This is a genomic window from Xanthomonas sp. NCPPB 3583 (assembly GCF_041475715.2).
GTDB classification, from domain to species: domain Bacteria; phylum Pseudomonadota; class Gammaproteobacteria; order Xanthomonadales; family Xanthomonadaceae; genus Xanthomonas; species Xanthomonas euvesicatoria.
This window is the reverse complement of sequence record NZ_CM191263.1, coordinates 4,801,370-4,826,928: the sequence shown is the minus strand read 5'-3', so window position 1 is coordinate 4,826,928 and position 25,559 is coordinate 4,801,370. Positions and strand designations below refer to the sequence as shown.

The window sequence follows — 25,559 nt, the reverse complement described above, 5'->3', positions numbered from 1 at the left end:
CGATGCCGCTGCATCGCCTCGCGATGGACACGCACGTCTGGCCGCATGCGTGTCTGACCGCAGCGCCAATCGCCTGGTACTGCCGCTGTATCGGCTGCCTTGTGTACTGCCTCGGTCAATCGTCCAGCCGCCACAGGCCGCTTGCTTGCAGACAAGGCCAGCGACCATGAATCGCGCCCGCACGACGCGTCCTCGCCCGTAGCGCCACCGCTGCCGGTCTTACCGAGCAGCGTGGTGCCCGCACCTCCGACCGCCGGCCGCAGCGCCTGCGAGCCAGGCCTTTTACCTGGCTCGCCGCACCAACGTTGGCGACCGCAACCGTGGTGCGGCGCGTCAAAACAGGCGTGCACCGAATCGCTCTTGCACCGCGCAACGCCTGCTGCGCCAAGGCGTGCAGCTGTCCAGGCAATCGCCACGCTTGAGCCTGTTGCAAAAAGGTAATCATCGCTATACGGTAGTTTTCACTACTGTCATGAGCGGGTTGCCCGCGGGGTTGCGGCAATGAACGAAGCTTGCGTTTCCCGGTTGCTGCGCACCCTGGCGTGCGTTGTCGTAGCGGCGCTGCCGCTGATGCCTGCGCTGGCGGCAGCGTCCTCGCCGGTACAGGGCCTGTGGCTGACTGCGGCCAAGGACGCCGTCATCGCATTTGCGCCGTGTACCGATGCCGCCAGCGCGATGTGCGGAAAGGTGGTGTGGGACAAGGACGCCGGCACGCCGAAGGACACCTGCGGTGTGCAGATCGCGCGCCTGGAGCGCGACGACAACGGCACCTGGCGCGACGGTTGGGCATTCGATCCGCGCAGCGGCAAGCGCTACAAGGCCACGCTGCGGAGCAAGGGTGACAGCCTGACCCTGCGCGCGTTCATCGGCGCCGAAGTGCTCGGCGAAAACATGCTGTTTACCCGCGTGCAGGCCCTGCCATCCACGCCGGTGTGTGCCAGCCACTAGCTGCGGCCAGCGCCACATGCGCGCGCAGCACCGGCCGCCGCGATCGCGGCGGTTCTCACTCACATCCACCGGGGGAATCCAGATGGCGAAGATCCATGTCGGCGCGGTTGTCGCGTGTGCGTTGCTGCAAGGTGCGGCTTGCCTGCCGGCGCAGGCCCAGCAAGCCGACCCGGCCAGCGAGGGCAGCGTGGCGACCTATCAGTTCGACAACCAGGTCAAGCTGATGAGCGAACAGCGCACGCGCGGCATCTCCGATTCGTTGATGCGGCCCTCGGCCAAGTGGAGCACCCAGTTCGTGCATGCCAGCGGGCTGGTCGCCTTGCTGGAAGTGGCCGGGGTCAGCAAGAAGCAGTTCGTCAATGGCGACGGCCTGGGCGTCACCCTGGCGGGCGGTTATCGCTTCGGCAATCCGGACCGCTGGCACGCCGGCGTGGGCTTGGCCACCGAGCGATTCCCGGGCGCACGCTTCATGGCGCCGCACAGCATCGACCTGGAAACCGGCACGCCGAGCGACGTGCGCACGACCAACTACAACAGCGACTTCGCCGTGATGGAGCTGGGCTACGGCATCGTCGAAGGGCGCGTGTTGTATGTGGTGTCCAAGACCTACCGCGGTGCCGATACTGGCGGCGTGTGCGGGCAGATCCTGCGCTTCTCGATCGATCCGACCGCCGCATTGCAGTGCTACGCGCGCGGCGAACAGGATTCGCGTGGCACCGTGTTGGCCGACCTCAATACCCAGTTGCCGTTGCTGCCCTCGCTGCTGCCGTCCACGACGCTGCGCCTGCATGCCGGCTACCAGAAACTGGCCAACTTTCGCGAAGGCAACTTCGCCGATTACCAGATCGGCATCACCCATCGGCGTTGGGGCCTGGACTGGAACCTGGACTGGCTGACCACCAACACCAACGCGCACCAGTTGTACTGGGTGCAGGACGGCGAGCGTATCCGCAAGACCGACGGCGATGCGCTGGTGTTCTCGATCGGCTACACGTTCTGATGCGCACCCAAACGCTCGCAGACGACACCGGCGGCAATGCGCCGCTGGTGCTGGCGGTGGACCTGGGAACCTCAGGCTGCAAATGCGCGTTGGTGACGCTGGACGGCAAGGTGCTCGCCTGGGCGTTCGAACCGGTGCAACTGCACGTGCAGGGCGTCGCTGCCGAACAAGACCCGCACGCGTGGTGGGACGCGTTCAGCGCCACCGCCGCTGCCGTGGTGCAGGGCGATGCGGCGCTGCGCCGACGCGTGGTGGCCGTGTGTTGCTCGACCCAGGGCGAAGGCACCGTCTGCGTGGACCATAACGGCCAGGCGCTCGGGCGCGCCATGCTGTGGCTGGACATGCGCGGCCAGGCGGCCATCGCCCGGCGTCTGCAGGGGCGTTGGCTCAATGTGCGCGGCTACGATCCCCTGCGCCTGTGGCGATGGTTGCGCCTGAGCGGTGGCGCGCCTGCGCGCAGCGGCAAGGATTGCGCCGGCCACATCGCCTATCTGCGCGATCACCAGCCCGTGCGTTACCAGCGCACGCACAAGTTTCTCAACGTGCTCGATTACATGAACCTGCGCCTGACCGGCCGGTTCTGTGCCACTCCCGATTCGATGCTGACCACCTGGGTCACCGACAATCGCGACCCGCACCATATTCGCTACGACGCGGGCCTGCTGGACATGGTCGGCGTGGAGCGCGACAAGTTGCCGGACCTGGTGCCTTCCACTGCCGTGCTGGGTCCGCTGCTGCCGCAGGTGGCCCAGGCGCTGGGCCTGTCGCCGCAGACCGTGGTGGTGGCCGGCGCGATCGACACGTCGGCCGTGGCGGTCGCCGCGGCGGTGGAAGACCACGCCGCGCACCTGTACCTGGGCACCTCGTCGTGGTTGGGCGCGCATGTGCCGCGCATGAAAACCGACGTGCGCAGTACGATCGCCGCGGTGCCGTGCGCAGTGGAAGGGCGCTATCTGGCGATCGCCCTGCAGACCACCGCCGGTGCCAACCTGTCCTTTCTGCGTGATCGCATCCTGTTCCATGCCGACGAACTGCTCAGCGACGAGCAGCGCCCGGACGTCTATGAAGTGCTCAATCGCATCGCCGCACGCGTGCCCGCAGGGTCCAACGGGTTGATCTACATGCCCTGGCTGTTCGGCGAACGCACGCCGGTGGAAGACCCGAGCCTGCGTGCGGGCCTGATCAATCTCTCGTTGATGCACAGCCGCGAAGACATGATCCGCGCGGTGATGGAAGGGGTGGCGTTCAACACGCGCTGGATGATGGAGCCGTTCGCGCGCCTGCTTGGCTGCGACCCAGGCACGATTGCCGCGGTCGGTGGCGGCGCGCAGTCGGATCTGTGGTGCCAGATCATCGCCGATGTCAGCGGCCGGCCGATCCGGCAATTGCACAATCCGATCCAGGCCAACGCAGTGGGCGCGGCCTTCATCGCCGGGGTCGGCCTGGGCCGGCTCGGCTTCGGCGACCTGGCGGCATTGCAGCGCCCCCGGCGGGTCTACGAGCCGGATGCGGGCACGCGTGCGCTGTACGACGACCGCTACGCGGTGTTCAAGGACCTGCAGCGCACCTTGGCGCCGATCTACCGACGGCTCAATCCCTCCACGCCTGCCGCCGCCCCGGAGGTCGCCGCGCATGTTTGCCCTTGAACAACGCCAGCTCGTGGTCGCGCTGTGCATCGAACTGTCGCGCCGCGGCTATCTGGCCGGCACCGGTGGCAATGTCGCCTTGCGTATCGATGCGGAGTGTTTCGCGGTCACCCCTTCGGCGATCGACTACCTGAGCATGCAGGCCGAGGATATCTGCATCGTCCGCACCAAGGACCTGCACCAGCTCGACGGCACGCGCACGCCGTCGGTCGAAACCGGCCTGCATGCGCAGGTGATGCGGCGGCGCCCGGACGTGGGTTGCAGCATCCACACCCACCAGCCGGTCGCCAGCGCCTGCACCCTGCTGGGCGCGCCGTTGGAGGTGACGCAACCGGCGTTGCGCCGGCTGCTTGGTGCACGGATTCCGATCGCCGGCTACATGCCGTCGGGCACCGGCCTGCTGGCCCGCCTGCTGGCCCGGCAGCTGCAGCCCACCGTCAACGCCTATCTGCTGCGCAATCACGGCGTGGTCTGCTGCGGCACCAACCTGGAGGCGGCCGTCACCGTGGTCGAGGCGTTGGAGCTGGTCGCGCGCAGCCACCTGCAGACGCAGATCCAGGCGCGTGCGGCGCGCGAGCCCGACCTCGCGGCCGGCCTGCAGCGGGTGCTGACGGCGCTGGATTCCAGCCGGCACACGTCCGGCGCGTCCTCCCTTTCCCAGACATGATGGCACCGACAATGAGCGTGACTTCCGCGATTTCGCAATGGCCCGATGTGGACCAGCTGTATCGCCGCTTCGATGCGTTGGTCAAACAGCCGATGCGGCCGGTCCGGCGCGAAGGCATGGACAAGGTGATGCGCTACTTCGAGCAGCGCTGCCAAGGCTCCAAGCAGTTGGGCGACGCCGCGCAGCGGGTGATTCCCGGCGGCGTGCAGCACAACCTGGCCTTCAATTACCCGTTCTCGCTGGCGATGCGCAGCGCCGAGGGCGCCTACCTGACCGACGTCGACGACAACCGCTACATCGATTTCCTGCAGGCCGGCGGACCGACCTTGCTCGGCTCCAACCCGCCGGCGTTGCGCGCACGCGTCAACGAGGTGCTGGACCAGTGCGGACCGGTGACCGGACTGCTGCACGAATACGAGGTCAAACTGGCCGAGCTGGTCTGCGCCAGCATGCCGGCGGTGGAGATGGTGCGCCTGCTCGGTTCGGGAACCGAGGCGGTGATGGGCGCGGTGCGCCTGGCGCGCGCGTATACCCGCAAGCGCTGGATCATCAAGATCGGCGGTGCGTATCACGGCTGGAGCGACCAGTTGGTGTACGGCCTGCGCCTGCCCGGCACCGGCCGCATGGAAGCGATCGGCATTCCGCGTGGGGCGACCGCGCATACCCAGGAATGCCTGCCCAACGATCTGGACGCGTTGCGCCGCAAGCTGCAATTCAATCGCCTGCGCGGCGGCACCGCGGCGGTGCTGCTGGAACCGCTGGGGCCGGAGAGCGGCACCCGCCCGGTGCATGCGGACTACAACCGCCAGGTGCGCGCGCTGTGCGACGAGTTCGGGGCGCTGCTGATCTTCGACGAAGTGGTCACCGGTTTCCGGTTGGGCCCCGGCGGTGCGCAAGGCTACTTCGGCGTTGCGCCGGACATCACCGTGCTGGGCAAGTGCCTGGCCGGCGGCTATCCGATGGCCGGGGCGATCGGGGGCCGCCGCGAGGTCATGATGAGCCTGGTGGGCGGCATCGGCACGACCGCGCGGCGCGCCTTCGTCGGCGGCACGCTGTCGGCCAACCCGCTGTCCTGCGTGGCCGGCTATTACGCGTTGCTGGAAGCGCAGCAGAACGATGCCGCCGGCCGCGCCGGTCGCGCCGGCGATCGCCTGCGTGCGGGTCTGGAGGCGATCATCCAGCGCCGCGGATTGCCGTACGTGGTCTACAACATGGGCTCGATCGTGCACCTGCAGACCTCCGGCGTGCTGCTGCTGGACACCGGCAACCTCTACAAACTCTGGCGCGTGCGCAACGAAGCCAAGGCGCGCAAGCACATGATGGAAGAGATGGGCGCGGCGTATTCGGCGCACGGCCTGATCACCCTGGCCGGTAGCCGCATCTACACCAGCATGGCCGACACCGATGCGGTGATCGACGAGGCCCTGAACCGTTTCGACGATGTCTTTGCACTGGTCTGAGCCGATGAACGCCACCGATGCCCTGCGCGACACCTGGCTGCAGACCCGCGAACGGCTGCAGGCCTCCCACTTGCTCGGCGACGATGACGCGGCCTTGTCGTTGCGTTGCCCGGGCGCCACGCAGATGTGGATCGGCAGCGCCACCGCGTCAACGCCGCTGCTGCTGGACTGGCGCGAGGATGCCGCGCTGGATGCGGCGCAGCGCCTGCATGCGCAGGTCTATGCGCAGCGTGGCGATGTGGGGGCGGTGGCGTGGTCGGCCGGTGCCTTCGGCCACTGCCTGGCCGACTGCGGCGGCGCGTTGCCGCAGGTGTTCGACGAACAGGCGCGGCATCTGGGGCCGATGCCGCCGCCGGTGCGCGCGGCCGACGCGGCGGCCACGCTGGCCGGGGCGATCGGCAATGCCGTGCTGGTGGCACGGCGGCCGCTGTGCCTGGGTACCAGTGCGCGTCGCCTGGCGCTGAACATCGCGTTGTTCGAAAAGTGCGCCAAGGCGTATGTGCTGGCGGCGGCCACCGGAGGACCCACCCGGCAGCTGCCGTGGTGGGTGCGTCGCATCGCCAACGGGCGTTTGCGCAAGGACCAGGTACGTGCGAGCGCCGCATTTGCCAATGGCGCCCTGCCCACCGAAAGCACGGCCTACTGAGGGCATCGCATGCGCAGCAGTCATCCACCCGCGTTGTCCGCCGTGGCCGTTCCCGCCTCGCAGGGGTTGCCGTCCGGTTTGTTGATCGGTTCGATCGCCCTGCTCATCCTGGGCGTGCAGCCGATCCTGCTGGGAACATTGGTCGAGCAGAAGCTGATCACGCTCTCCGGCGTGGGCATCGTGGCAATGGGGGAGATCGTCGCGCTCGGCCTGGGCGTGGCGCTGGGCGATGCGCTGTTGCCGCACCGCTGGCAGCGCCAGGTCGCCGTGCTGGCGGCGCTGTTGGCGGCACTGCTGGACCTGGCCACCACCCAGGCGGTCGGCGACACCGCATTCGTGCTGGTACGCGCAGCTGCCGGCCTGGCGGAGGGGCTGCTGCTGTGGGTGGCGACCCTGACCATCGTGCGCGCGGCCAAGCCGGATCGGGTCACCGCGGTGTTCATGCTGACCCAGGCGGTGGCGCAGATCGCACTGGCGAACCTGCTGGCGTTGTGGGTGCTGCCGTCCACCGGCTGGAAAGGCGGTTTCGTGGCGCTGGGCGCGGTGACGCTGTGCGCGGCCCTGCTGACACCGTTGCTGCCGGCGACCCTGTCTGCGGTGAGCGCAACCGCGCCGGCCAGCCGCGTGCGCTGGTCGCCGACAACCCTGTTGCCCTTGCTGATTGCCTTCGTGCAGATGGCCGCGACCGGCGCGCTGTGGGCGTACCTGGAACCGTTGGGGTTGCGCGCGGGCCTGGATGCCGGGGCGGTGCAGGCGCACACCTCGCTGGTGCTGGCGATGCAGATCGTCGGCGCGCTGGCGGCGATCTGGTGGGTGCGCCGGCTCGGTCACGCGCGCACCCTGGTGGTCGGCAGCCTGGTGCTGGCAGCGGTGGCGGCCATCATGGCGCGTGCGGCGCCGGCCGGCACTGCCGCGTTCACGGTTGCCTGCGTGGGCTTCGGCCTGGTCTGGATGTTCCTGATGCCCTTCCACGTGGGCCTGGCGTTCGGTGCCGACGCGCATGGCCGGGTGGCGGTGCTGGTGCCGGCGGTGCAGTTGCTGGGATCGGCAGCCGGCCCCTTGCTCGCTTCGCTGCTGCTACAGCACGATGATCCGGCTCCGGTACCGGCGTTCAGTCTGGCCGCCGCATTGCTGGCGGCGGTCCTGGCGGCGGCAGCCGGCCGCGACCAGCGCCGCCGGGCCCCGGCCGGAGCGCAGCAGAACAGGGGGGATCGATGAGCGACAGCGTGTGCGGAATGGGCCGCAGCGTGCCGGCGCGTCCGGCGCGCCGGTCGCGGATGCGTTTGCAGTGTGTGCGCTTGCAGCAGGGGCGTGCGCGTCATGCACGCTGACCTGGACGTCTGCGCCGAGGACATCGCGGCAGTGTTCGCCGCCCAGCAGCCGGTGGCCGCGGCCTGGCGCAGTTCCACCGCCGCGCAGCGGCGCGAGCGCCTGCGCGCGTTGCGCAGCGCGCTGCTGGCGCGGCGGCAGGCCCTGTATGCCGCCTTTGCCGGCGACTTCGGCAAGCCGGCACTGGAAGTGGAGCTGAGCGAGCTGTTGCCGGTGGTCGACGAAATCGCCGCCGCCATCGCCGGGCTGCCGCGCTGGATGCGCCCGCGCAAGGTGTCGCCCACCTTGCTGACGCTGGGCACGCACGCGCAGATCGGCTATCAGCCCAAGGGCCGCTGCCTGATCATCGGCCCATGGAATTATCCGGTTGCCACCGTGCTGGGGCCGCTGGTCTCGGCGCTGGCGGCAGGCAACACCGCCATCCTCAAGCCGTCCGAATTCACCCCGCAGGTCAACGCGGTGCTGCGCGAGCTGCTGGCCGAGGCGTTCGACCCTTCCGAAGTGGCGATGGTGCAGGGCGGGGTGGCCACTGCGCAGCGCTTGCTGGCCTGCCCGTTCGACCATGTGTTCTTCACCGGCTCACCGGCAGTGGGGCGGCAGGTCATGGCCGCCGCTGCCGCCCAGCTGGCCTCGGTGACGCTGGAGCTGGGCGGCAAATCGCCGGCCATCGTCGACCGCAGCGCCAACCTGGAACGCGCCGCGCAGGTGCTGGTGTGGGGCAAGCTGGTCAATGCCGGGCAGACCTGCATCGCGCCCGATACGCTGTTCGTGCATCGCGAGGTCCGCACGGCGCTGCTGCAGCGGTGCCGCGAACTGCTGGCGCAGCGCTACGGCAGCAGCGCGGCGGCGGTGGCTGCCAGCCCCGACCTGGCGCGCATGATCCATGTCGGCCATGCGGCGCGCCTGGCGGCCCTGATCGATGAAGCGCGCGCTGCCGGTGCCGAGCTGGTGGCCGGCGGCGACCATGACGTGGCGCAGCGTTTCATCGCCCCGACGGTATTGGCCGATGTTCCGGAACACGCGCGCATCGCGCAGGAAGAAATCTTCGGCCCGGTGCTGCCGGTGGTGACCTTCGACCATCTCGACACCGTGCTCGCCGGGCTCGACGCCGCCGCCAAGCCGTTGGCGCTGTATCTGTGGAGCAACGACGCCGCACAGGTCGCCCGCGTGCTGGCGCGCAGCAGCTCCGGCAGCGTGGTGGTCAATCACTGCCTGCAGCAATTCATGCACACCGGCTTGCCGTTCGGCGGCATTGGCCAGTCGGGGATCGGCAGCGCGCATGGCATGCATGGATTCAAGGCGTTTTCGCACGAACGTGCGGTATTGCGCGGCGGCCGCCTGCTGACCGCGCGGGCCTTCTTTCCGCCGTATCGGGGCTGGCAGCACCGCGTGGCCACCGCATTGACCGCCTGGCTGGCCCGCCGATGACGCGCGCGGCACAGATTGCCCGCGACGCAGCGCGTATGATGTGGCTCTGGCAAACACCGGCCGTGCAGGCGCATGGCTTGGCGGTGGCATGGCGCTACTGCAGACGATGGACGCCGCCTGGCCGGCGCGATGCAGCAGCGACGCAACGGCGCAGGTGCAGTCGCGGTGGTCTGGCCGACGCATCACTCCGTGTTCGAGGAATCCCCCGCCCATGTCCACGACCAAGTCCCGTCCGCGCGCGCCGCTCAAGGCGCCCGCGCCCAGGCTGACCGGCAACAAGCTCCCGGCCCAGCATCGCGCGACCGAGACCTACGAACATATCCTGGCGGTGACCGCGCAATTGCTCGGCGATGTCGGCGTGGAACGGCTGTCCACCAATCTGGTCTGTGCGCATGCCGGACTGACGCCACCGGCGCTGTACCGCTACTTTCCCAACAAATATGCCTTGTTGTCCGAGCTCGGCACGCGCCTGATGCAGCGGCAGAACGCGCTGGTGCCCAAGTGGATCACGCCGCAGGCGATGTCCGGTTCGCGCGAACAGGTGCAGCAGGCGCTGACCGGCCTGGTGCTGGAGACCTACCGGGTGACCAAGGCCACCGAGGGCGGTGTCTGGATCCTGCGCGCGCTGCGTGCGGTGCCGGCCTTGCAGCAGGTGCGCCTGGACTCGCACGCGCAGGTCACCAAGGCGCAGGTGCGCATGCTCGCCGAATTCTTTCCCGATGCAGACCCGCGCCAACTGCGTCTGGTCAGCCGCATCGTGGTGGACCTGATCTATGCGACCGTGGAGCTGCTGTTCGATGTGCGACTGAGCAGCCGTGCGGTGGCCGAGACAGTCGGCACGATGATCGCCGGCCACGTCGAGCAGTTGCGCGATGCAACGGCCGATGTGCCGAAAGGCAGCGCTGTGGAGCGCCGGCGAGGTTCGCCACCGGCACGGCGTTCAAACCGCGCTGGGTGATGGGCCGGCAGCGGGCGCGGTCGTCAGAGCCTGCGAAGGACGCGCCTTCCCTGCACCGAGGCATCTGGCAGGTGCAATGCGGCTGCTCGCAGGCGCTGAATGCCGCAAGCACATCCGCGCCGCATGCAACGCTCAGGGCACTGAGGGCAGCATGAGCAGATCCTGCAGTTCCGGTCCGCCGCCGCGGTTGCCGCTGCCTGCGGCGATGTACAGATCCTCGCCCACCTGTGCCGCCTGCGTGCCGTGCCTGCCGCGCGGCAAGGCCGGACCGGTCTCCCACCGCGCGGTGGCCGGGTCGTAGGACTCCACCTCGGCGTGGCCGGCGACCTGGGTCGTGCTTTCGCCGCCCAACAGCATGACCCGGCCGTGATGCGCGACGGTTGCCGCGCCCGCGCGCGGGGTGGGCAGCGTGGCATCGGCCACCGACCAGGTGGCCTGCCGCAGATCGTAGATATCCAGCTGCGGGATCGTTTGCGACAGCGTGTCGCCGGTGTCGTGCGAAGACCGGCGCCCGCCGCCCGCGTAGAGCTTGCCGTCGAGCACCACGGCCTGGAAGTGATCGCGCGCATGCGGCGCATCGGGCAGGCGCGTCCAGCGCTGGGTCCGCGTGTCGAAGGCGTCCAGCCAGGGCACATAGCCGCTGTTGTGGCCACGCGTATTGCCGCCCACCAGATACAGCACTCCGTCGTGCGCGACGGTACCGGCCGAACCGCGGCGGCGATCGGCAGGAATCTCCGCGCCCGTCTGCCAGCGGTCGGTGGCCGGGTCGTAGATCAGCAGATGCGTCAATGCCGCTTCGTTGGGATAGTCGCCGGTAAACCCGCCCACCAGATAGAGCTTGCCTGCCCAGACCGCCGCCTGGGCGTGGTTGACCGCCAATGGCGGTGCGCTGCCGCGCGACCAGCGCCGGGTGCGGGTATCGAAGATATCCAGCGGGCGTTCGCCGCGACCGCCGAGCAAATACAGGCGCTCGCCAATGGCGGCCATGCTGTTTTCGTGGCGTGCGTGCGGCTCGCCCTGCGCCTGCACCGCGCGCCATTGCTGCTTGCTGGTCGATCCGGCTGGTTCGAGGTCATTGGCCTGCCCGCTGACAGGCATGCTTGCGGTCACCACGAGCAGGAACACCGCGCAGAAAGACGTTGCCAAGCGATGCATCGGTGTTCCTTGGTTGCAAAGAGCGGCCAGTCTACTTACCTGTCGACGCACCGCCATAGCAGAAAGCGGACAGAGCCGCGACGCGCGTAGCGACCGCGACAGTGCAGCGCTGTCACCACGCTGACGATGGCAGTGGTCGATCATCTGCATTGCGGTGTTGCAGCCGGATACGCAGTGCACTTCATCAAACCCAGTGCCTTTGCTGCTTGCAAGTGCCAGGGGAGACGCCGGCTCTTCACGTCCGACAGCACCGCGTATGCAAACACTACCGCGACCGCAATGACAGGAGACCTGCGTGACGCGTTCCCCGACAACTTCCCGTTCGGCGACAACGCCGCCCAAGAGCGTCGCCGCTGCGGCGGCGCGTGGACTGCGCCTGCGCGAGCAGCACGGCCGTGGCGGTACCGCCGTTGGTGTGGCGCGTGCGCGCGATCTCTCCGCACAAACGTCGCTGTCTGCACAGACCATTGGACGCATGCATGCGTACTTCGCGCGACACAGCGTGGACAAGAGCGGCAAGGGTTGGGCGGATGCCAAGGCGCCATCGGCCGGCTACATCGCCTGGCTGCTCTGGGGCGGCGATGCAGGCCAGCGCTGGGCAGCGCGTGTGTACGCGCGCCTGCACCAGGCAAGCGCGACCAAGGGCGCCAGCAGCGGAAATGGCTCGAAAAAGACTGCTGCAAAGAAGGTTAAAGCAAAGAAGAGTGCAACCAGGCAAGCCGCAGCCAAAAAAACGGCGACCAAGAAGTCAGCAAAAAAGACAGTCGCAAAAAAGACCGCACCGAATAAGCGCACCACGAAAAAAACGGCGGCCGCAAGCGCCTCTGCCAGAAAGACTGCATCGTCCAAGGTCGCACGCAAGGCAAGCAAGGCAAGCAAGAAAGCTGCAGCAAGGAGCAGCGCGGCTGAGAAGAAAGGCGCGACCAAGAAAGCGCCATCAAGGCGCACTGCGGCCAAGAAGAAGAGCACCTCCACAGCTGCGAAACAGCGTGCAGGCAAGACGTCCGCGCCCTGGAGCACGTCCAGCCCAAAGAGCGCTTCGCGCTCCAAGCCACTGTCTGCATCGCAGAAGACCCAGGCCCGCAAGCGCGCAAAAGCCGCAGGCCGCCCATATCCGAATCTGGTGGACAACATGGCCGTCGCCAGCAAGCGCAGCACGAGCAAGCGTGCGGCCAAGTCCGGCGGCACGAAACAGCGTGCAGGGAAGAAATAGCGGTATCGTTAACGCGCGTTTGTGCGTGCTGCGCTCGGAGGTGCGGCGGCACAGGCCCGTCTCTTGTCGGCATGCCCCCGGTCCGAGGCAGTGCCGACTAAGCCGTGGAGCGGTGGCGCTTGCTGTCGCCCCGGCATCGGTCCGAGCAGTACTTCACCTGGTCCCACACACGCTCCCACTTCTTGCGCCAACGAAACGGCCGCCCGCATTGCACGCAGACCTTCTCCGGTAGATCCTGTTTTTTGCGTGTTGCCATAGGCTGGAAGGACTGGGACACGTGTCGGTGCAGGGGGGTGCAAAGCATGTCATAGCGAGGTCCACTGCAAAATGCCGTCTCGGACTTCATGCAGGCAGCTGCCCAGAACACAGCAGTACATGGGCGGGGAGACCGGCGCGCACGCTTTGTTATAGTTCGCAGGAAGCGGTTTGGCGGCACGTCTCGGGCATCGCAAGGCGGCACGCTCACATTCTCAAACAAGGACGTGCGTGAAAACATTGTTGCTGGTCGCGTCGGCGCTTTTGTACGTTGCCGCACTCTGCCTTCCTGCACTGCATGGTGGTGCCGAGCACGTGAGCGGCGTTGTCCTGCTCCTGTTCGGCTGGATCCAGGTGCTCGACGGCCAATGCGTCGCCTGGTTAGGCAACCTGCTGTTCTTCAGTGCGTGGCTCTGTTACCTCTTCAAATCTGATAGGACGGCATTGGGCCTGCTGCTGTCGGCATGCCTGATCGGCATGGATACCTTTCGTGCCACCCGCTATCTGAAAAACGAAGCCGGACACGAAGTGATGATCGACCGGATAGGCGCAGCCTTCTACGTATGGGAGCTGAGCTTTCTGGTCCTGGTGATCGTAGTGCTGATGCGTCTGTCGGAGACGCGTGGCGTCACGCGACCGAATACGGTTTGATACCGTAACCGCCGCCAGGACTTTTAAAGCGCGCGGGGAGCGAGCCTGTCACTTCCATCGAGCTGCTCACATAAGCGCTTCTGAAGCTTGGACACACGGAGGTTGGTCATGGACACCAGCATCAATGTAGAAACGCAAACCATCCCGACCCTGCCGAGCCGTTCGATTCCGCAGACGGTGGCGTTCTATCGGCAGCTGGGCTTTGTCGGCGATGCGCATCCGCATGATGCAGGTTACGCAATCCTGCGACGTGGCGATGTGGAGCTGCACTTCTTCGCGCATCCGGACCTGGATCCGGCCGGCTGTTATGCGGGCTGTTACATCAGGGTAGGCGATGTGGATGCCGTCCACGCAGCGATGAAGCTTGCCGCCTTGCCCGAGCAAGGCATTCCACGGCTCGACCCGGTTGGCGACAAGCCCTGGGGCATGCGTGAGTTCGCCATCGTCGATGAGAGCGGCAATCTGCTGCGGATCGGGCAGGTGATCGCGTCCGGGTGATGCATTGCGTGGGCGAGGCGACTGCACTGCTCGCCCCGCCTGATTCCACCGCTCGCCAATGAGATGGTGCTGTGCACCGTCTTACACGTCACCCATCGACCCAAGGGCGTGTGTCACTTCAGCAGGGGTGGCCATGCCGAGCGCTGCATAGGCCGCCTGCAAGGACGCACGAAAACGCGCGTCTGCGGACAACGATCCGAACACCGCCTCCAATGTCAGAAAGTCGGCGACATCATGACCTGCATCGCCAGTCGCGTTGCGGCCAAGCGCGCTGAGGACATCGTTCAACGGGTCGGTCAGCGGAACGCCGTTGTGCGCCTGCCTGCGGACGAAATGCAGCCACGCCGCAACGGCCAGGCATAGGCGCTGGATCGGTCGGCCGGTAGCGAGTGCGTCGCCGATCGTGCCGAGCAGGCGCACCGGGAGTTTCTGCGAGCCGTCCCAGGCGATCTGGGCGAGCAGGTGACCAATGGCGGGATTGCGAAAACGGGCAAGGATGGCGTCGCTGTAGCGTTGCGCATCGAAGCCCTGCATGGCCTGCAGGGTGGGGGCGATCTCCGCGCGCATCAACGTTTCCAGGTACGCGGCAAGTTCGCGGTGACGCATGGCGTCGGCCACGGTTTCCAGGTTCATCAGGCTGCCGAGATAGGCCAGCGCCGAGTGCGGCGCGTTGAGCAGGCGCAGCTTGGCGCGCGCGTAGCCGGCGATGTCTTCGCTCAGGGTGACGCCGGCGTGCTCGAATGCGGGGCGACCATTGCTGAAGCGGTCTTCGATCACCCACTGGCTGTAGCGCTCGCGCTGGATCGGCCAGGCATCGTCCACGCCAAGCTGATCGTGTACGCGCGTGCGCAGCGCGTCATCGGTGGCGGGCGTGATGCTGTCGACCATCGAGCGCGGGAAGGCTGCGTGCCGCGTGATCCATTGCGCAAGCGCGGGGTCGGTCTGTTCTGCAAGCCGCACGACCGCGCGCTGCAGCAGCGTGCCGTTGTCGGTGAGGTTGTCGCAGCTCAACGCAGTGAACGGCGCGGTGCCGTCGTGCCTGCGTTGCTGCAGCCCGGCGACGAGGTAGCCGATGGCACTGCGTGGACTCGCGGGATGGGCGATGTCGTGGGCGATGTCCGGATGCGAGAGGTCGAGCGTGTCGCCGGCCAGGCAATAGCCTTTCTCGGTGATGGTCAGCGTGACCAGGCGCACTGCCGGGTCTGCAAGGCGCGCGAGCACGGCGGCGTGTTCGTCTGCGGCGCACAGTACTTCGCGGATGGCACCGATGACACGCAGGTGCGGGTGTTCGTCGAGCAGGGCGAGGGTGTACAGACCATGCTGTGGGCGCAAGGCATCGCGCACCTGCGGGCGATGCAGCGAGACGGCGCTGATGGCCCAGCTGGGGTCTTCGGCAAGCAGGTCGTCGATATAGACGGCCTGGTGAGCACGGTGGAAGGCACCTGCGCCGAGATGCACGATGCCGATGGTGGTTCTTGCCAGGTCATAGCTGGGCCTTGAAACCACCGGCGGCAATGTGGCCAGGGTGTCGCGCGAAAGACGTGGTGCTTGCATCGTGTCGCCTGTGAGGTAGGAGTGTTTGGAGGAAGGGCTGCGCCGAACCCTCACCCCAACCCCTTTCCCGCAAGGAAAGGGGATTTGCAGCAATCGTGGCCGAAGAAGTTGTCGATCCACGGCCGCATGGCCAGAGTGTGGGCGGCTGTTACTTGTCGGTCACGGTAAAGCGCTGCCTGGCGCGGATATCTGCACTGGAGGCGCCGATCTGCACTTCATAGGCGCCAGGGTCCACCGCATACGCCTTGCGCTGCGCGTCGTAGATGCGCAGCGCGTTCTTTGCGTCGAGGGTGAAATGCAACGCGCGCTGCTCGCCCGGCTGCAGGGCGATACGTTGAAATCCGTGCAATTCCTTGCCGGCACGTTCGCGTTGCGGGGTGAGCGGATGCAGATACAGCTGCACTACCTCATCGCCTGCGCGTTGGCCGGTGTTCTTCACCGTGACGGTGGCAGTGAGCGAGCCATCGGCTGCGATGGTGGTGCGGTCCAGGCGCAGGCCGGAATAGGCGAACTGCGTGTACGACAGGCCGTGGCCGAACGGATACAGCGGCGTGCCGCCGAAGTAGCGGTAGGTGCGGCCGCGCATGGCGTAGTCGTCGAACGCCGGCAGGGTTTCGCTTTCCTTGTAGAACGTCACCGGCAAGCGGCCGCCCGGGTTGGCATCGCCGAACAGCGTGTCGGCCACCGCGGTGCCGCCGCGCTGGCCGGGATACCAGGCCAGCAGGATCGCCGGCAGGTGCTGCTGCGCCCAATCGATGGCCAGCGCCGAGCCGGTGGTGAGCACCGCCACCACCGGCTTGCCGGTGGCCTGCAAGGCTTCGAGCAGGTCGCGCTGCGGCTTGGGCAGGCGCAGGTCGGTGCGGTCGCCGCCGGCAAATCCGGGGTAGTTCACCTTCATCTCTTCGCCTTCGACATCGCCGGTCAGGCCACCGACAAAGACCACCACGTCGGCGCTGCTCGCCACGTCCAGCGCCTCCTGCAAGGGCGGCTTGGCACCGGGTTGGCGCCAGGCCAGGCGCACGCCGGCATCGCGCTCGCCTTCGAAGTATTCCAGCCGCACCTGGTAGGCACGGCCGGCCTGCAGCTGCACGTCGACGCCATCGGCGTGCAGGCGGTCGCTGGTGCTCCAACGGTCGATCACCGGCTTGCCGTCCAGGTACAGGCGCACGCCGTCGTCGGCGGCTGCTTCCAGGTGGTAGGTGCCGGTGGTCGGCGGAACCAGCTGGCCGCTCCAGCGGATGCTGAAGTTGTCCGCCGGCACCGCCTCGCTCGGGCCAGCCTCGCCACGCGCCAGCAGATTGTCGGTCGGCGAGCCGCGGTCCCATTTGAAGCCGATTTGCGCATCCACGCGCACCAGGGCCGGCGTGCCGGACAAATCGCGGTTGCGAAAATACTCGCCCCGCAAACCGCGTTCGGGCGAGTTGGCCGACGGCCGCAGGTATTGCGGTTCGATCAGCGGCGTGGCGGCGGGGTCGTCGCGCCCCTCGACCAGGTCGGCGCCGCGCGCGTACAGCACCTGCGCATTCGGGGCCGCGGCGCGGATACCTTGCAGCACGGTGACCGGCGCGGCCGGCGTGCCGTAGTAGTTGCCGAGCAGTGCCATGGTGTCATCGGCGGTGGGGCCGATCACCGCGATGCGTTTGAGCTTGGCCCGCGACAACGGCAACAGGCCATCGTTCTTCAGCAGCACCAGCGATTCGCGCGCGGTGCGCCGCGCCAGCGCATCGTGCGCCGGCGACTGGTTGACCGAGGCGGGAATCGTCGACCACGGCAACTGCCCGGGCGGATCGAACATGCCCAGGCGCATGCGCGCGGTCATCAAGGTCGTCAACGCGGTGTCGATCTGCGCCTCGTCGATCAGGCCCTGGCGGACCGCCGCCGGCAGGGTGGAATACTCCTCCCCGCATTCCAGTTCGGTGCCATGCTTGACCGCCAGCGCGGCGGCTTGTTCGCGGGTGGCGACGATCTTGTGGTGCTTCCAGATATCCACGATTGCCCAGCAGTCGGACACCACGTAGCCCTTGAAGCCCCATTGCTGGCGCAGCACATCCTGCAGCAGGAACTTGCTGGCGCTGGCCGACTCGCCGTACACGCGGTTGTAGGCACCCATCACCGCATCCACCTTGCCGTCCTTGACCAGTGCCTCGAACGCCGGCAGGTAGGTCTCGTACAGGTCGCGCTGGGAGGGGCGCGCATCGAAGTGGTGACGATCGGCTTCCGGGCCGCTGTGCACGGCGAAATGCTTGGCGGTGGCGTCGAGCTTGCGGTAGGGCTCACCTTGCGCGTTCTTCGGTGCGTCGGCGCCTTCGCCCTGCAGGCCCTGCACGAAGGTCACGCCCATGCGCGCGGTGAGGAAGGGATCCTCGCCGTAGGTCTCCTGGCCGCGGCCCCAGCGTGGATCGCGGAAGATGTTGATGTTCGGCGACCAGAAGGTCAGCCCCTGATAGCGCGCGTGCTGGTTCTGGCGCAGGAACTGATGATGCTTGGCACGCGCCTCGTCGCTGATGGCGGTGGCGACCTCGTGCATCAGCGGCAGGTCGAAGGTGGCGGCCATGCCGATCGCCTGCGGGAACACCGTCGCCCCGCCGGCGCGCGCCACGCCATGCAGCGCCTCGTTCCACCAATCGTAGGCCGGCACCCCCAGGCGCGGAATCGCCGGCGCAGCGTTCTGCATCTGCGCGGCCTTTTCTTCCAGCGTCATGCGCGACACCAGATCGGCCGCGCGTTGTTCGAAACTGCGTTGTGTATCCAGATACGGCGGCGGTGTCGCGGCATGGGCAGCGCCTGCGGTACATGCCAGTGCGAGCAGGACACCCTGCGCGAGCGAACGAAACGGGGCGGGCGGATGCGAAGGCATGGTCAGTCCTGTGAAGGGCGGTCGGGATGCGATTGGGCGAATGGCCCGATCACGCTGCCGACGAAGCCGCCGGCCTTTTCGGTGCTGAGAAAGCTGGCGTCGTCGTTGCGGCGTAGCCATTGCCAGCCGCGGCCATCGGCATCGAAGGCGAAGCTATACGCACCACCATCGCCGCTGATCTGCAGCCGCAGCTGTGCAGTGGCCGGGATGCGGGTCTGCGCCAGCGTGGTGGTGGCCGCGCCCTCGCGCTTGTCCAGAAACACCTGGACGGCATCGCCATCGCGACGGGCGCCGAGTGCATACCACGCGGTCGAATTCTGAAATGCGGCCAAGCCTGCACTGATGCCCGCCTGGGTCGGGACCTCCAGTGCGGTGCTGGCGGTGAAACGCAGATGTTGCTGGCGGCGTGCGAGAAACGCGGGCGTGCCGGTACCGTCCAGCCCCTGGCTGCTGGCATGCAACGTCAACCAGCCTGCCCGCGTGCGCAGGTCGGCCACGTCGTGCTTTGGCACGCGCACGGTCAGCCATTCGCGTTGCAGCGTGGCCTGATCGAAATCGTCGTGCCAGACGAAGTTGCCCGACAATGGTGCCTGCGTGGCAACTGCCTTCATGCCTGCGGGCGCCTTGGCGATGTAAGGAATCGGCTGTCCCGCCGGCAGGATCGAGGGCCAGCCATCGCGCCACTGCACCGGCAGCAAAAACGTTTCGCGCCCGGTGTTGTAGTGATCGCCGCGATACGGACGGCTTGCGAGAAACACCGCCCACCACTGCCCGTCCGGTGTGTCGACCAGGTCCACGTGGCCGGCGTTGCTGACCGGATGCGCGCGCCCGGCCGGCAGGTCGCGTTGGGTCAGGATGGGGTTGTTCGGTGCCGGTGCATACGGCCCCCACACGTTGCGGCTGCGCAACACCACCTGCGAATGCTGCGGCCCGGTGCCGCCCTCCGCACATGAGAGGTAGTACCACCCGTCGCGTTGATACAGGTGCGGGCCTTCGATCCAGATCGGCTTGCTGGCCAGGTCCACGCCGCCATTGAGCAGCACCTTGCGCGGGCCGACAGGCGCATTCTTCGCGATATCGAAGCGCTGCATCCAGATCGCGCGATGCCCGTCGTACAACGGCGTGCCTTCCGGCGGGCCGTTGTTGAGCAGGTACGCGCTGCCATCGGTATCGAAGAACAGGGACGGGTCGATGCCGTCGATGCTGGGCAGCCACGTCAATGCCGACCATGGGCCCGCCGCATTGCTGGCACTGGCGATGAAATTGCCACCGCTGTCGACCGAGGTACCCACCACGTAAAAACGCCCGTCGTGATGGCGGATGCTGGCGGCATACATGCCGCGCGACATGCGCAGCCCGTCGTAGTCGAGCTGCTCGCGGCGTTCGACCACGTTGCCGATCTGGGTCCAATGCACAAGATCGGTGCTCTCCAGCACCGGGATCGCCGGAAAGTAGGTAAACGTCGAATTGACCAGGTAATAGCGCTCTCCCACACGCGTGATGCTGGGGTCCGGGTAGAAACCGGCCAGCACCGGATTGCGGTAGTGCCCGGCCGGCAGCGGCGTGGCGAACACCGCATCGTCGCCGCGGTATTCGAACCAGTCGAACGCAACATCGGCAGCGGCCTGCGCCTGCGCGTTCGCAGGCACCGCCAAGGCCATCAGCAGGGCCACACACGTGGCAGAAAACGCGCGCATCACCAATCCCACATCGCGCCGTCTTCCAGTCGCGCGATCGGCAACTGCTTGGGCACGTAGGGATACTTCGCTGCAAGCGCTTCGTCGATGTCCACGCCATGCCCCGGTGTCTCGCCGCAGTGCAGGCGGCCATCGCGGAATTGGTAGTCGTGCGGGAACACCGCATTGGCCTCGTCGGAATGGAACATGTATTCCTGGATGCCGAAGTTGGGCACCCAGGTGTCGAAGTGCAGGGCCGCGCCCATGCACACCGGCGAAAGGTCGGTGGCGCCGTGGAAGCCGGTGCGCACCTGATGCAGCGCGGCGAAATCGGCCAGCCGGCGCACATGGGTGATGCCGCCAGCGTGGACGATCGTGGTGCGGATGTAGTCGATCAGCTGCTGTTCGATCAGGTGCTTGCAGTCCCAGATCGAGTTGAATACCTCACCCACTGCCAGCGGCGTCACGGTGTGCTGGCGAATGATCTCGAACGCGCGCTGGTTTTCCGCCGGGGTGGCATCTTCCAGCCAGAACAGCCGGTACGGCTCCAGGTCGCGGCCCAGGCGTGCGGCTTCGATCGGGGTGAGCCGGTGGTGCGCGTCATGCAGCAGTTCGATCTCGTCGCCATGGTCGGCGCGCAGTTGCTCGAACAGGCGCGGCACGACGCCGAGGTAGCGCGGCGTGGACCATACGGTTTCGGTGGGCAGTTCGCTTTCGGCCGGTTCGTACGGCTTGCCGCCGACTGAAATGCCGTAGGTCTTCTTGATGCCGGGCACGCCGCACTGTGCGCGAATCGCGATGAAGCCCATCTCGCGGAAACGGCCCACTTCGTCGCTGGTTTCGGCGATATCGCGCCCGTTGGCATGCCCGTACACCAGCGCACCTTCGCGCGAGCGCCCGCCAAGCAGCTGATGCAGCGGCATGCCGGCCATCTTGCCCAGGATGTCCCACAACGCCACGTCCACCGCGGCGATCGCGCTCATCGTCACCGGTCCGCGCCGCCAGTACGCGCCGCGGTAGAAGAACTGCCAGATGTCTTCGATGCGCCCGGCATCGCGACCAATCAGGTTCGGCACCAGGTGTTCCTGCAGATACGCCGCCACCGCCAGCTCGCGGCCGTTGAGGGTGGCATCGCCCACGCCGGTGATGCCCGAACGCGTGCGGATCTTCAAGGTGACGAAATTGCGCCCCGGGCAGGTGACGATGACGCGCGCCTCGACGATCTCGCGGTCGCGGGCAGAGCCTTGCAGCGGTGCAGGGGAGTCGGAAGTCTGTGACATCGTGATCTCGCTCAGGGGGAAGAGGTGGCAGTGATGGGAAGTTCGAACGGGCCGGCCGGCAGGCCGCTGCGGTCGTACAAGGTGCACACCGGGCTGTCGGCCCAGCAGTAGCGCACGCGCGTTGCGGTCATGCCGGACGGAATGCGCACGCTGACATCGTGGCCCTGCAGTGTGGCGCTGGCATAGCGGCAAGTGCCGGACGCCTCGCCGCACAGCTCGAAGCCGATCGGTGCGTCGTTGCCGTAACTCAGTAGCGTGGTGTCGACATCGTCGAAGCCGATGCGCACGCTGTCGCGCTCGCGCTGCACGCTGCGCGGCACCGGGCCGGACGGCGCAATCGCCTCGCCATACACCACATGCCGCGCCGCGCGCGCCAGGCGCCGGCCCAGCTCCTGCTTGTTGGCCGGATGGATGTCGTAGCGGTCGCCGATATCGATCGCCACCGCCAATCCTGCGTTCGCGTCGCTGGCCACAAAGCGTCGCTGCGCCTCGCGCAATTGCGCCCAGCCGCTGTCGGTCGGCTGGGTAGGCGGTGCGCCGTAATTGGCCAACTGCACCACCAGCAACGGCAGGCCTGCACCGAAGCGCTGCCGCCAGTCGCGCTGCCAGGCAGTGAGCAAGGCCGGATAACGCGCTGCATCGCCGGTATTGGATTCGCCCTGGTACCACAGCACGCCGCGCAGGCCCAGGTGTTCCAGCGGCGCGATCATGCCGTTGTACAAGGTGGTCAGCCCGGCGGCCGACGACCACGGTGCGCGCGGTGGCGTGCCCACTGCCTGCGGCACGATGCGGTATTGCCAGGGCGCGTCCAGCGCCACGGTGCTGCCATCGGCAAATTGCAGTGCGCGCGATGGCGCGTCGCCCAGCAGCCCGCCGCGGCGATAGGTATTGAGCACATTGAGCACGATGCTGTTGCGCCCGGCATGCAGCAGTCCGCGCGGTAGCGCATAGCGACGTGGTTGATCGGCGCCATAGCTGCTGCCCACGCCGCGTCCGTTGACCCAGGTCTGGTCCAGTTCGTCCACCGGCCCGAGTCGCAACGTGGCGTCCTGTGCGGCCTGTGCCGGGGTCAGCTCGACGCTGGTGCGGTACCAGACCATGCCGTTGAAGCCGACCAGTTGCGGCACGCCCCAGTCGTCCCATGCGCCCAAGGCCGGCGGCGCATCCTGCCAATGGCCGGGCGCATCCGGCTGCCACGGTTCGCCTTCGCCATGGGCACGCCACCAGCGTTCCCACAGCGCGGCCCACCGCGGTGCGGCCGCCACCGGGTCGGTTGCATAGCGCGCCAGCACATCCAGCGCCGGACCATCGTCGCCGGCCGCACGCAGGGCCTTGTCGCCGATCCAGGCCTGCAGTTGCGACCCGCCCCATGACGCATTGATCAACCCCATCGGCACGTCGACCTTCTTCTGCAACTCGCGTGCGAAGTAGTAACAGGCAGCCGAAAAGTCCTTCACTGTCTCCGGTGTGGTGCGCTGCCAGGTTGCAGCGCCGCCGAAACCGCGCTGCGGTGTCGGGCTGGATTGCGCGGGCACCTTGAACATGCGGATGCTGGGGTGCTCGGCATCGGCAATCTCGCTGCGCGAATCCAGCGTGCGATGCACCTGCAGTTCCATGTTCGATTGCCCCGAACACAGCCAGACATCGCCGATCAGCACGTCATCGATCTGCTGCATCGCACCGTTGGCAGTGCTGGCCTTCAGGCTGTACGGGCCGCCGGCGGCGTGCGCGGGCAAGCGCGCCTCCCAGTGACCTTGCCGGTCTGAGCGCGCCTGCACCTGCGCACTGTCCAGTTGCACGGTCACACGCGTGCCCGGCGCCGCATCGCCCCACAGGCGGATCGGCGCATCGCGTTGCAGCACCGCATGGTCCTGAAACACCGGATGCAGCAGCGGCGCATCCGCGGCGCGCGCAAGTTGCGGCAGCAGCAACGCCGACAGCGTGCCGATCAATATCTTTACGCGACATGCGCTCACTTCGGATTCCCCGGTGCATACGGAAATGTCAGTGCCTGGTAATACGCCAGCGGGTGCGCCGGCGGGCTGACGCCTGCAGGCAGCGGGCGCCCGGACACGCTCTGGAAATAGGCGATGCTGGCATCGCGCCACCACTGCGCCTCACCTTGCTGGATCGCCAGAAAATCGGCGACCTGCTGGTAGCGCTGTGCATCGATCTTGCCGGCCAGATGCTGCCAGGTCGTGCGCATCGCAGCGACCTCGGCCACGCCATGGTCGTAACGTCGCACCAGTTCGTCCCACAGCGGTCTGCCGGAGGCCATGCGGTGATCCCACGGCACATGATGGAACCACAGCAGCAACGGCTCGGGCACGCGCCGCACATCGCCGAACTCGCGCGCCACCGGCGGCGCATATTGCGCAACGGCATTGCTGCCGCTGGCGCTGCGGTCGAAGCCGATCCCGTTGCGGTCGGCGCGGTGGTAATACACCGGATCCCAGTCCGGACGTTCGCTGCCGGCATCCCACGGCGCCGGGCCGTAATGGTGGCCGCGCCCCATCAGGTGATGCAGACCGAGCGGAGTCATGTAGTCCACCACTGCCTCGCGCGAACGCAGCATCATGCCGACCACCGGCTCGACCACCGCCGGATCGTTGGATAAGGTCATGCGCGTCCATTCCTGCGCAATGGCCTGCGGCGACAGCTGCGGGTCCCACGCCAGCCGCCCGTACGCGTACCAGTTGGCCTGATCGAAGATCGAGCCGCTCCAGTTGCGATCGGCGCCGATATTGGCCACGCCGGCGATCCCGGTCAGCCGTGTGCGTTTGCTCTCGGCGAACAAGCTGCCATCCACTGTCTTTGCAACGGTCGAGCCCTTGCCGCGCGCATAGGTGTCGGCTTGCAAGGTCTCGGAAAACAGCGGGCCCAGATAGGCCAGATGGGTGGAAAAGCCCAGATATTCCTTGGTGATCTGAAACTCCGGCATCAATGGCGTCTTGCCCATCGCACCGAACAATGGGTGAAACGGCTCGCGTGGCTGGAAGTCGATGGCCCCGTTTTTCACCTGCACGATCACGTTGTCGGCAAACGCGCCATCCAGCGGCACGAACTCGCTGTAGGCCTGCTTGGCGCGGTCGTCCGGCTGCTCATGCGAATAGACGAAGGCGCGCCACATCACCACCCCGCCGTGCGGCGCCAAGGCATCCGCGAGCAGGTTCGCGCCATCGGCGTGGCTGCGTCCATAGTCCTGCGGGCCGGGCTGGCCTTCGGAGTTGGCCTTGACCAGGAACCCGCCGAAATCCGGAATGCGCGCATAGATGGCGTCGGCGGTATCGCGCCACCAGCGCCGTACCTGCGGGTCCAGCGGGTCGGCGGTTTTCAGGCCACCGATTTCGATCGGTGCACTGAAACGCGCGCTGAGGAACACACGAATCCCGTACGGACGAAACACCTTCGCCAGGGCGGCCGCCTTGTCGAGGTATTGCGGCGTCAGGCTCCAGGCTTTGGCGTTGACGTTGTTGAGCACGGTTCCATTGATGCCCAGCGACGCATTGGCACGTGCGTAGTCGGTGTAACGCGGATCCAGATAGCCAGGCAGCGTCTGCCAGTTCCACAGCGACGCGCCGGCATAGCCACGCTCCACCAGACCATCGAGATTGTCCCAATGATTGAGCATGCGCAGCTGCAAGCGTGGCGACGCGCGCACATCCAGCGCTGCGAGCGATTGCCCGGTCTGCAGCAGACGCAACAGGTGGAAGGTGCCGTATAGCACCCCGAGATCGCTGCCGCCGACAATGGCGGTGATGCGATGCCCATGTACCTCGGCGCTCCGAATCAGATAGCCATCGCGGCCCAACTGGCCTGTATCGAGCTTCATGGCGGCAATCTGTGGCGCGCTGGCGGCGCCCAGGACGACGGCGCCATCTTGCGTCACCGCGTCCACGCGCGGCGGTGTGCGTGCCAATAATCCCTGCAGGCCGCGCGCCAGTTCATCGCGTGCTGCATGCAGGGTGGGCGAATCGCCAACGACGACCAATTGACTGGCACTATCACGCAATTGCGCGGCATTGGCCAGCGGTTGGTAGCGCAACCATAGATCGTAGCCATCCTCGGCATGCGCGTTGGCGCCGATCAACAGGCCACTGCATAACAGCGCCGCCCACATCACTGCCTGCAGCGTAAATGCGCCGACACCCGTGTCGTGCTGCTGCATTGCAGACCGGCTCATGCGGCATGCTCGAGCGTCACCGGCGCATGCAGGCGCATATCGCCGCTCTGCCTGCTTCCCGGTACCATGGCTCGCATCGTCATACCTGCACCCGGCGTCCGCGTTACCGCAGCAGCGCCCGTGCATCCCGCAGCTTTCGCACGCATTTGAAGAGG

General features: G+C 67.2%; 20 protein-coding genes. 11 read left to right on the top strand and 9 right to left on the bottom strand.

What is annotated here, in order from left to right; genetic code table 11:
* Nucleotides 1-501 precede the first annotated feature (501 nt).
* From ACCQ07_RS20660 to ACCQ07_RS20620, 9 genes are all read left to right on the top strand, one after another.
* Nucleotides 502-948: a DUF2147 domain-containing protein gene (locus ACCQ07_RS20660; RefSeq protein ID WP_029820782.1), complete on the top strand. Its 447-nt coding sequence runs from the start codon at nucleotides 502-504 to the stop codon at nucleotides 946-948.
* An 82-nt stretch (nucleotides 949-1,030) separates the two neighbouring features.
* Nucleotides 1,031-1,948, top strand: coding sequence for a TorF family putative porin (locus tag ACCQ07_RS20655; RefSeq protein WP_029820781.1), 918 nt, complete (start codon nucleotides 1,031-1,033; stop codon nucleotides 1,946-1,948).
* Complete coding sequence (locus tag ACCQ07_RS20650; protein WP_008573852.1) at nucleotides 1,948-3,594, top strand: xylulokinase; 1,647 nt, start codon at nucleotides 1,948-1,950, stop codon at nucleotides 3,592-3,594. The genes ACCQ07_RS20655 and ACCQ07_RS20650 overlap by 1 nt, the downstream gene beginning before the upstream one ends.
* The gene (locus ACCQ07_RS20645; protein WP_372363625.1) at nucleotides 3,581-4,261 is read left to right on the top strand and encodes a class II aldolase/adducin family protein; all 681 of its coding nucleotides are present in this window, start codon (nucleotides 3,581-3,583) and stop codon (nucleotides 4,259-4,261) included. Before ACCQ07_RS20650 ends, ACCQ07_RS20645 begins: the two co-directional genes overlap by 14 nt.
* A gap of 11 nt (nucleotides 4,262-4,272) precedes the next feature.
* Nucleotides 4,273-5,721: an aspartate aminotransferase family protein gene (locus ACCQ07_RS20640; protein ID WP_029820780.1), complete on the top strand. Its 1,449-nt coding sequence runs from the start codon at nucleotides 4,273-4,275 to the stop codon at nucleotides 5,719-5,721.
* Nucleotides 5,722-5,725: 4 nt separating this feature from the next.
* Nucleotides 5,726-6,367, top strand: a complete 642-nt coding sequence (locus ACCQ07_RS20635) for a hypothetical protein (RefSeq protein WP_008573857.1) — start codon at nucleotides 5,726-5,728, stop codon at nucleotides 6,365-6,367.
* A gap of 78 nt (nucleotides 6,368-6,445) precedes the next feature.
* Complete coding sequence (locus tag ACCQ07_RS20630; protein ID WP_033478785.1) at nucleotides 6,446-7,585, top strand: MFS transporter; 1,140 nt, start codon at nucleotides 6,446-6,448, stop codon at nucleotides 7,583-7,585.
* 102 nt (nucleotides 7,586-7,687) lie between these two features.
* Nucleotides 7,688-9,124, top strand: a complete 1,437-nt coding sequence (locus ACCQ07_RS20625) for an aldehyde dehydrogenase family protein (RefSeq protein WP_218499241.1) — start codon at nucleotides 7,688-7,690, stop codon at nucleotides 9,122-9,124.
* Nucleotides 9,125-9,335: 211 nt separating this feature from the next.
* Nucleotides 9,336-10,082, top strand: coding sequence for a TetR/AcrR family transcriptional regulator (locus ACCQ07_RS20620; RefSeq protein WP_029820776.1), 747 nt, complete (start codon nucleotides 9,336-9,338; stop codon nucleotides 10,080-10,082).
* A 132-nt stretch (nucleotides 10,083-10,214) separates the two neighbouring features.
* Here ACCQ07_RS20620 and ACCQ07_RS20615 read toward each other — a convergent pair whose 3' ends face one another.
* The 3 genes from ACCQ07_RS20615 to ACCQ07_RS20605 form a co-directional block, all read right to left on the bottom strand.
* Nucleotides 10,215-11,237 carry a Kelch repeat-containing protein gene (locus ACCQ07_RS20615; protein WP_008577993.1) on the bottom strand — a complete coding sequence of 341 codons (1,023 nt, stop codon included), beginning with the start codon at nucleotides 11,235-11,237 and terminating at the stop codon, nucleotides 10,215-10,217.
* Between the two features lie 552 nt (nucleotides 11,238-11,789).
* Nucleotides 11,790-12,323, bottom strand: coding sequence for a hypothetical protein (locus tag ACCQ07_RS20610; protein ID WP_372364179.1), 534 nt, complete (start codon nucleotides 12,321-12,323; stop codon nucleotides 11,790-11,792).
* A gap of 224 nt (nucleotides 12,324-12,547) precedes the next feature.
* On the bottom strand, nucleotides 12,548-12,706 hold the full coding sequence (locus tag ACCQ07_RS20605) for a DUF2256 domain-containing protein (RefSeq protein WP_011349095.1): 159 nt from the start codon (nucleotides 12,704-12,706) through the stop codon (nucleotides 12,548-12,550).
* Nucleotides 12,707-12,945: 239 nt separating this feature from the next.
* Between ACCQ07_RS20605 and ACCQ07_RS20600 the strand changes: the two genes are divergently transcribed.
* Nucleotides 12,946-13,356: a hypothetical protein gene (locus tag ACCQ07_RS20600; protein ID WP_008577812.1), complete on the top strand. Its 411-nt coding sequence runs from the start codon at nucleotides 12,946-12,948 to the stop codon at nucleotides 13,354-13,356.
* Nucleotides 13,357-13,464: 108 nt separating this feature from the next.
* Entirely contained in the window at nucleotides 13,465-13,854 is a 390-nt protein-coding gene (locus tag ACCQ07_RS20595; RefSeq protein WP_011349093.1) for a bleomycin resistance protein, read from the top strand.
* A gap of 81 nt (nucleotides 13,855-13,935) precedes the next feature.
* Here ACCQ07_RS20595 and ACCQ07_RS20590 read toward each other — a convergent pair whose 3' ends face one another.
* The 6 genes from ACCQ07_RS20590 to ACCQ07_RS20565 all read right to left on the bottom strand — a co-directional run bounded on the left by ACCQ07_RS20590 (nucleotide 13,936) and on the right by ACCQ07_RS20565 (nucleotide 25,389).
* The gene (locus ACCQ07_RS20590) at nucleotides 13,936-15,408 is read right to left on the bottom strand and encodes a mannitol dehydrogenase family protein (protein WP_372363624.1); all 1,473 of its coding nucleotides are present in this window, start codon (nucleotides 15,406-15,408) and stop codon (nucleotides 13,936-13,938) included.
* 148 nt (nucleotides 15,409-15,556) lie between these two features.
* Nucleotides 15,557-18,265: a glycoside hydrolase family 3 protein gene (locus ACCQ07_RS20585; RefSeq protein ID WP_372363623.1), complete on the bottom strand. Its 2,709-nt coding sequence runs from the start codon at nucleotides 18,263-18,265 to the stop codon at nucleotides 15,557-15,559.
* 2 nt (nucleotides 18,266-18,267) lie between these two features.
* The gene (locus ACCQ07_RS20580) at nucleotides 18,268-19,938 is read right to left on the bottom strand and encodes a glycoside hydrolase family 43 protein (protein ID WP_039416556.1); all 1,671 of its coding nucleotides are present in this window, start codon (nucleotides 19,936-19,938) and stop codon (nucleotides 18,268-18,270) included.
* Between the two features lie 23 nt (nucleotides 19,939-19,961).
* Entirely contained in the window at nucleotides 19,962-21,221 is a 1,260-nt protein-coding gene (manD, locus tag ACCQ07_RS20575) for a D-mannonate dehydratase ManD (RefSeq protein ID WP_109291755.1), read from the bottom strand.
* 11 nt (nucleotides 21,222-21,232) lie between these two features.
* Nucleotides 21,233-23,197 carry a sialate O-acetylesterase gene (locus ACCQ07_RS20570; protein ID WP_372363622.1) on the bottom strand — a complete coding sequence of 655 codons (1,965 nt, stop codon included), beginning with the start codon at nucleotides 23,195-23,197 and terminating at the stop codon, nucleotides 21,233-21,235.
* Complete coding sequence (locus ACCQ07_RS20565; RefSeq protein WP_372364178.1) at nucleotides 23,194-25,389, bottom strand: alpha-glucuronidase family glycosyl hydrolase; 2,196 nt, start codon at nucleotides 25,387-25,389, stop codon at nucleotides 23,194-23,196. Before ACCQ07_RS20565 ends, ACCQ07_RS20570 begins: the two co-directional genes overlap by 4 nt.
* Nucleotides 25,390-25,559 lie beyond the last annotated feature (170 nt).

Coding starts and splice junctions, on each gene's coding strand:
- ACCQ07_RS20655 (WP_029820781.1), top strand. CDS start 1,031: ATGGCGAAGATCCATGTCGGCGCGGTTGTCGCGTGTGCGTTGCTGCAA.
- ACCQ07_RS20590 (WP_372363624.1), bottom strand. CDS start 15,408: ATGCAAGCACCACGTCTTTCGCGCGACACCCTGGCCACATTGCCGCCG.
- ACCQ07_RS20635 (WP_008573857.1), top strand. CDS start 5,726: ATGAACGCCACCGATGCCCTGCGCGACACCTGGCTGCAGACCCGCGAA.
- ACCQ07_RS20565 (WP_372364178.1), bottom strand. CDS start 25,389: ATGCAGCAGCACGACACGGGTGTCGGCGCATTTACGCTGCAGGCAGTG.
- ACCQ07_RS20625 (WP_218499241.1), top strand. CDS start 7,688: ATGCACGCTGACCTGGACGTCTGCGCCGAGGACATCGCGGCAGTGTTC.
- ACCQ07_RS20605 (WP_011349095.1), bottom strand. CDS start 12,706: ATGGCAACACGCAAAAAACAGGATCTACCGGAGAAGGTCTGCGTGCAA.
- manD (WP_109291755.1), bottom strand. CDS start 21,221: ATGTCACAGACTTCCGACTCCCCTGCACCGCTGCAAGGCTCTGCCCGC.
- ACCQ07_RS20660 (WP_029820782.1), top strand. CDS start 502: ATGAACGAAGCTTGCGTTTCCCGGTTGCTGCGCACCCTGGCGTGCGTT.
- ACCQ07_RS20585 (WP_372363623.1), bottom strand. CDS start 18,265: ATGCCTTCGCATCCGCCCGCCCCGTTTCGTTCGCTCGCGCAGGGTGTC.
- ACCQ07_RS20615 (WP_008577993.1), bottom strand. CDS start 11,237: ATGCATCGCTTGGCAACGTCTTTCTGCGCGGTGTTCCTGCTCGTGGTG.
- ACCQ07_RS20620 (WP_029820776.1), top strand. CDS start 9,336: ATGTCCACGACCAAGTCCCGTCCGCGCGCGCCGCTCAAGGCGCCCGCG.
- ACCQ07_RS20640 (WP_029820780.1), top strand. CDS start 4,273: ATGAGCGTGACTTCCGCGATTTCGCAATGGCCCGATGTGGACCAGCTG.
- ACCQ07_RS20645 (WP_372363625.1), top strand. CDS start 3,581: ATGTTTGCCCTTGAACAACGCCAGCTCGTGGTCGCGCTGTGCATCGAA.
- ACCQ07_RS20650 (WP_008573852.1), top strand. CDS start 1,948: ATGCGCACCCAAACGCTCGCAGACGACACCGGCGGCAATGCGCCGCTG.
- ACCQ07_RS20595 (WP_011349093.1), top strand. CDS start 13,465: ATGGACACCAGCATCAATGTAGAAACGCAAACCATCCCGACCCTGCCG.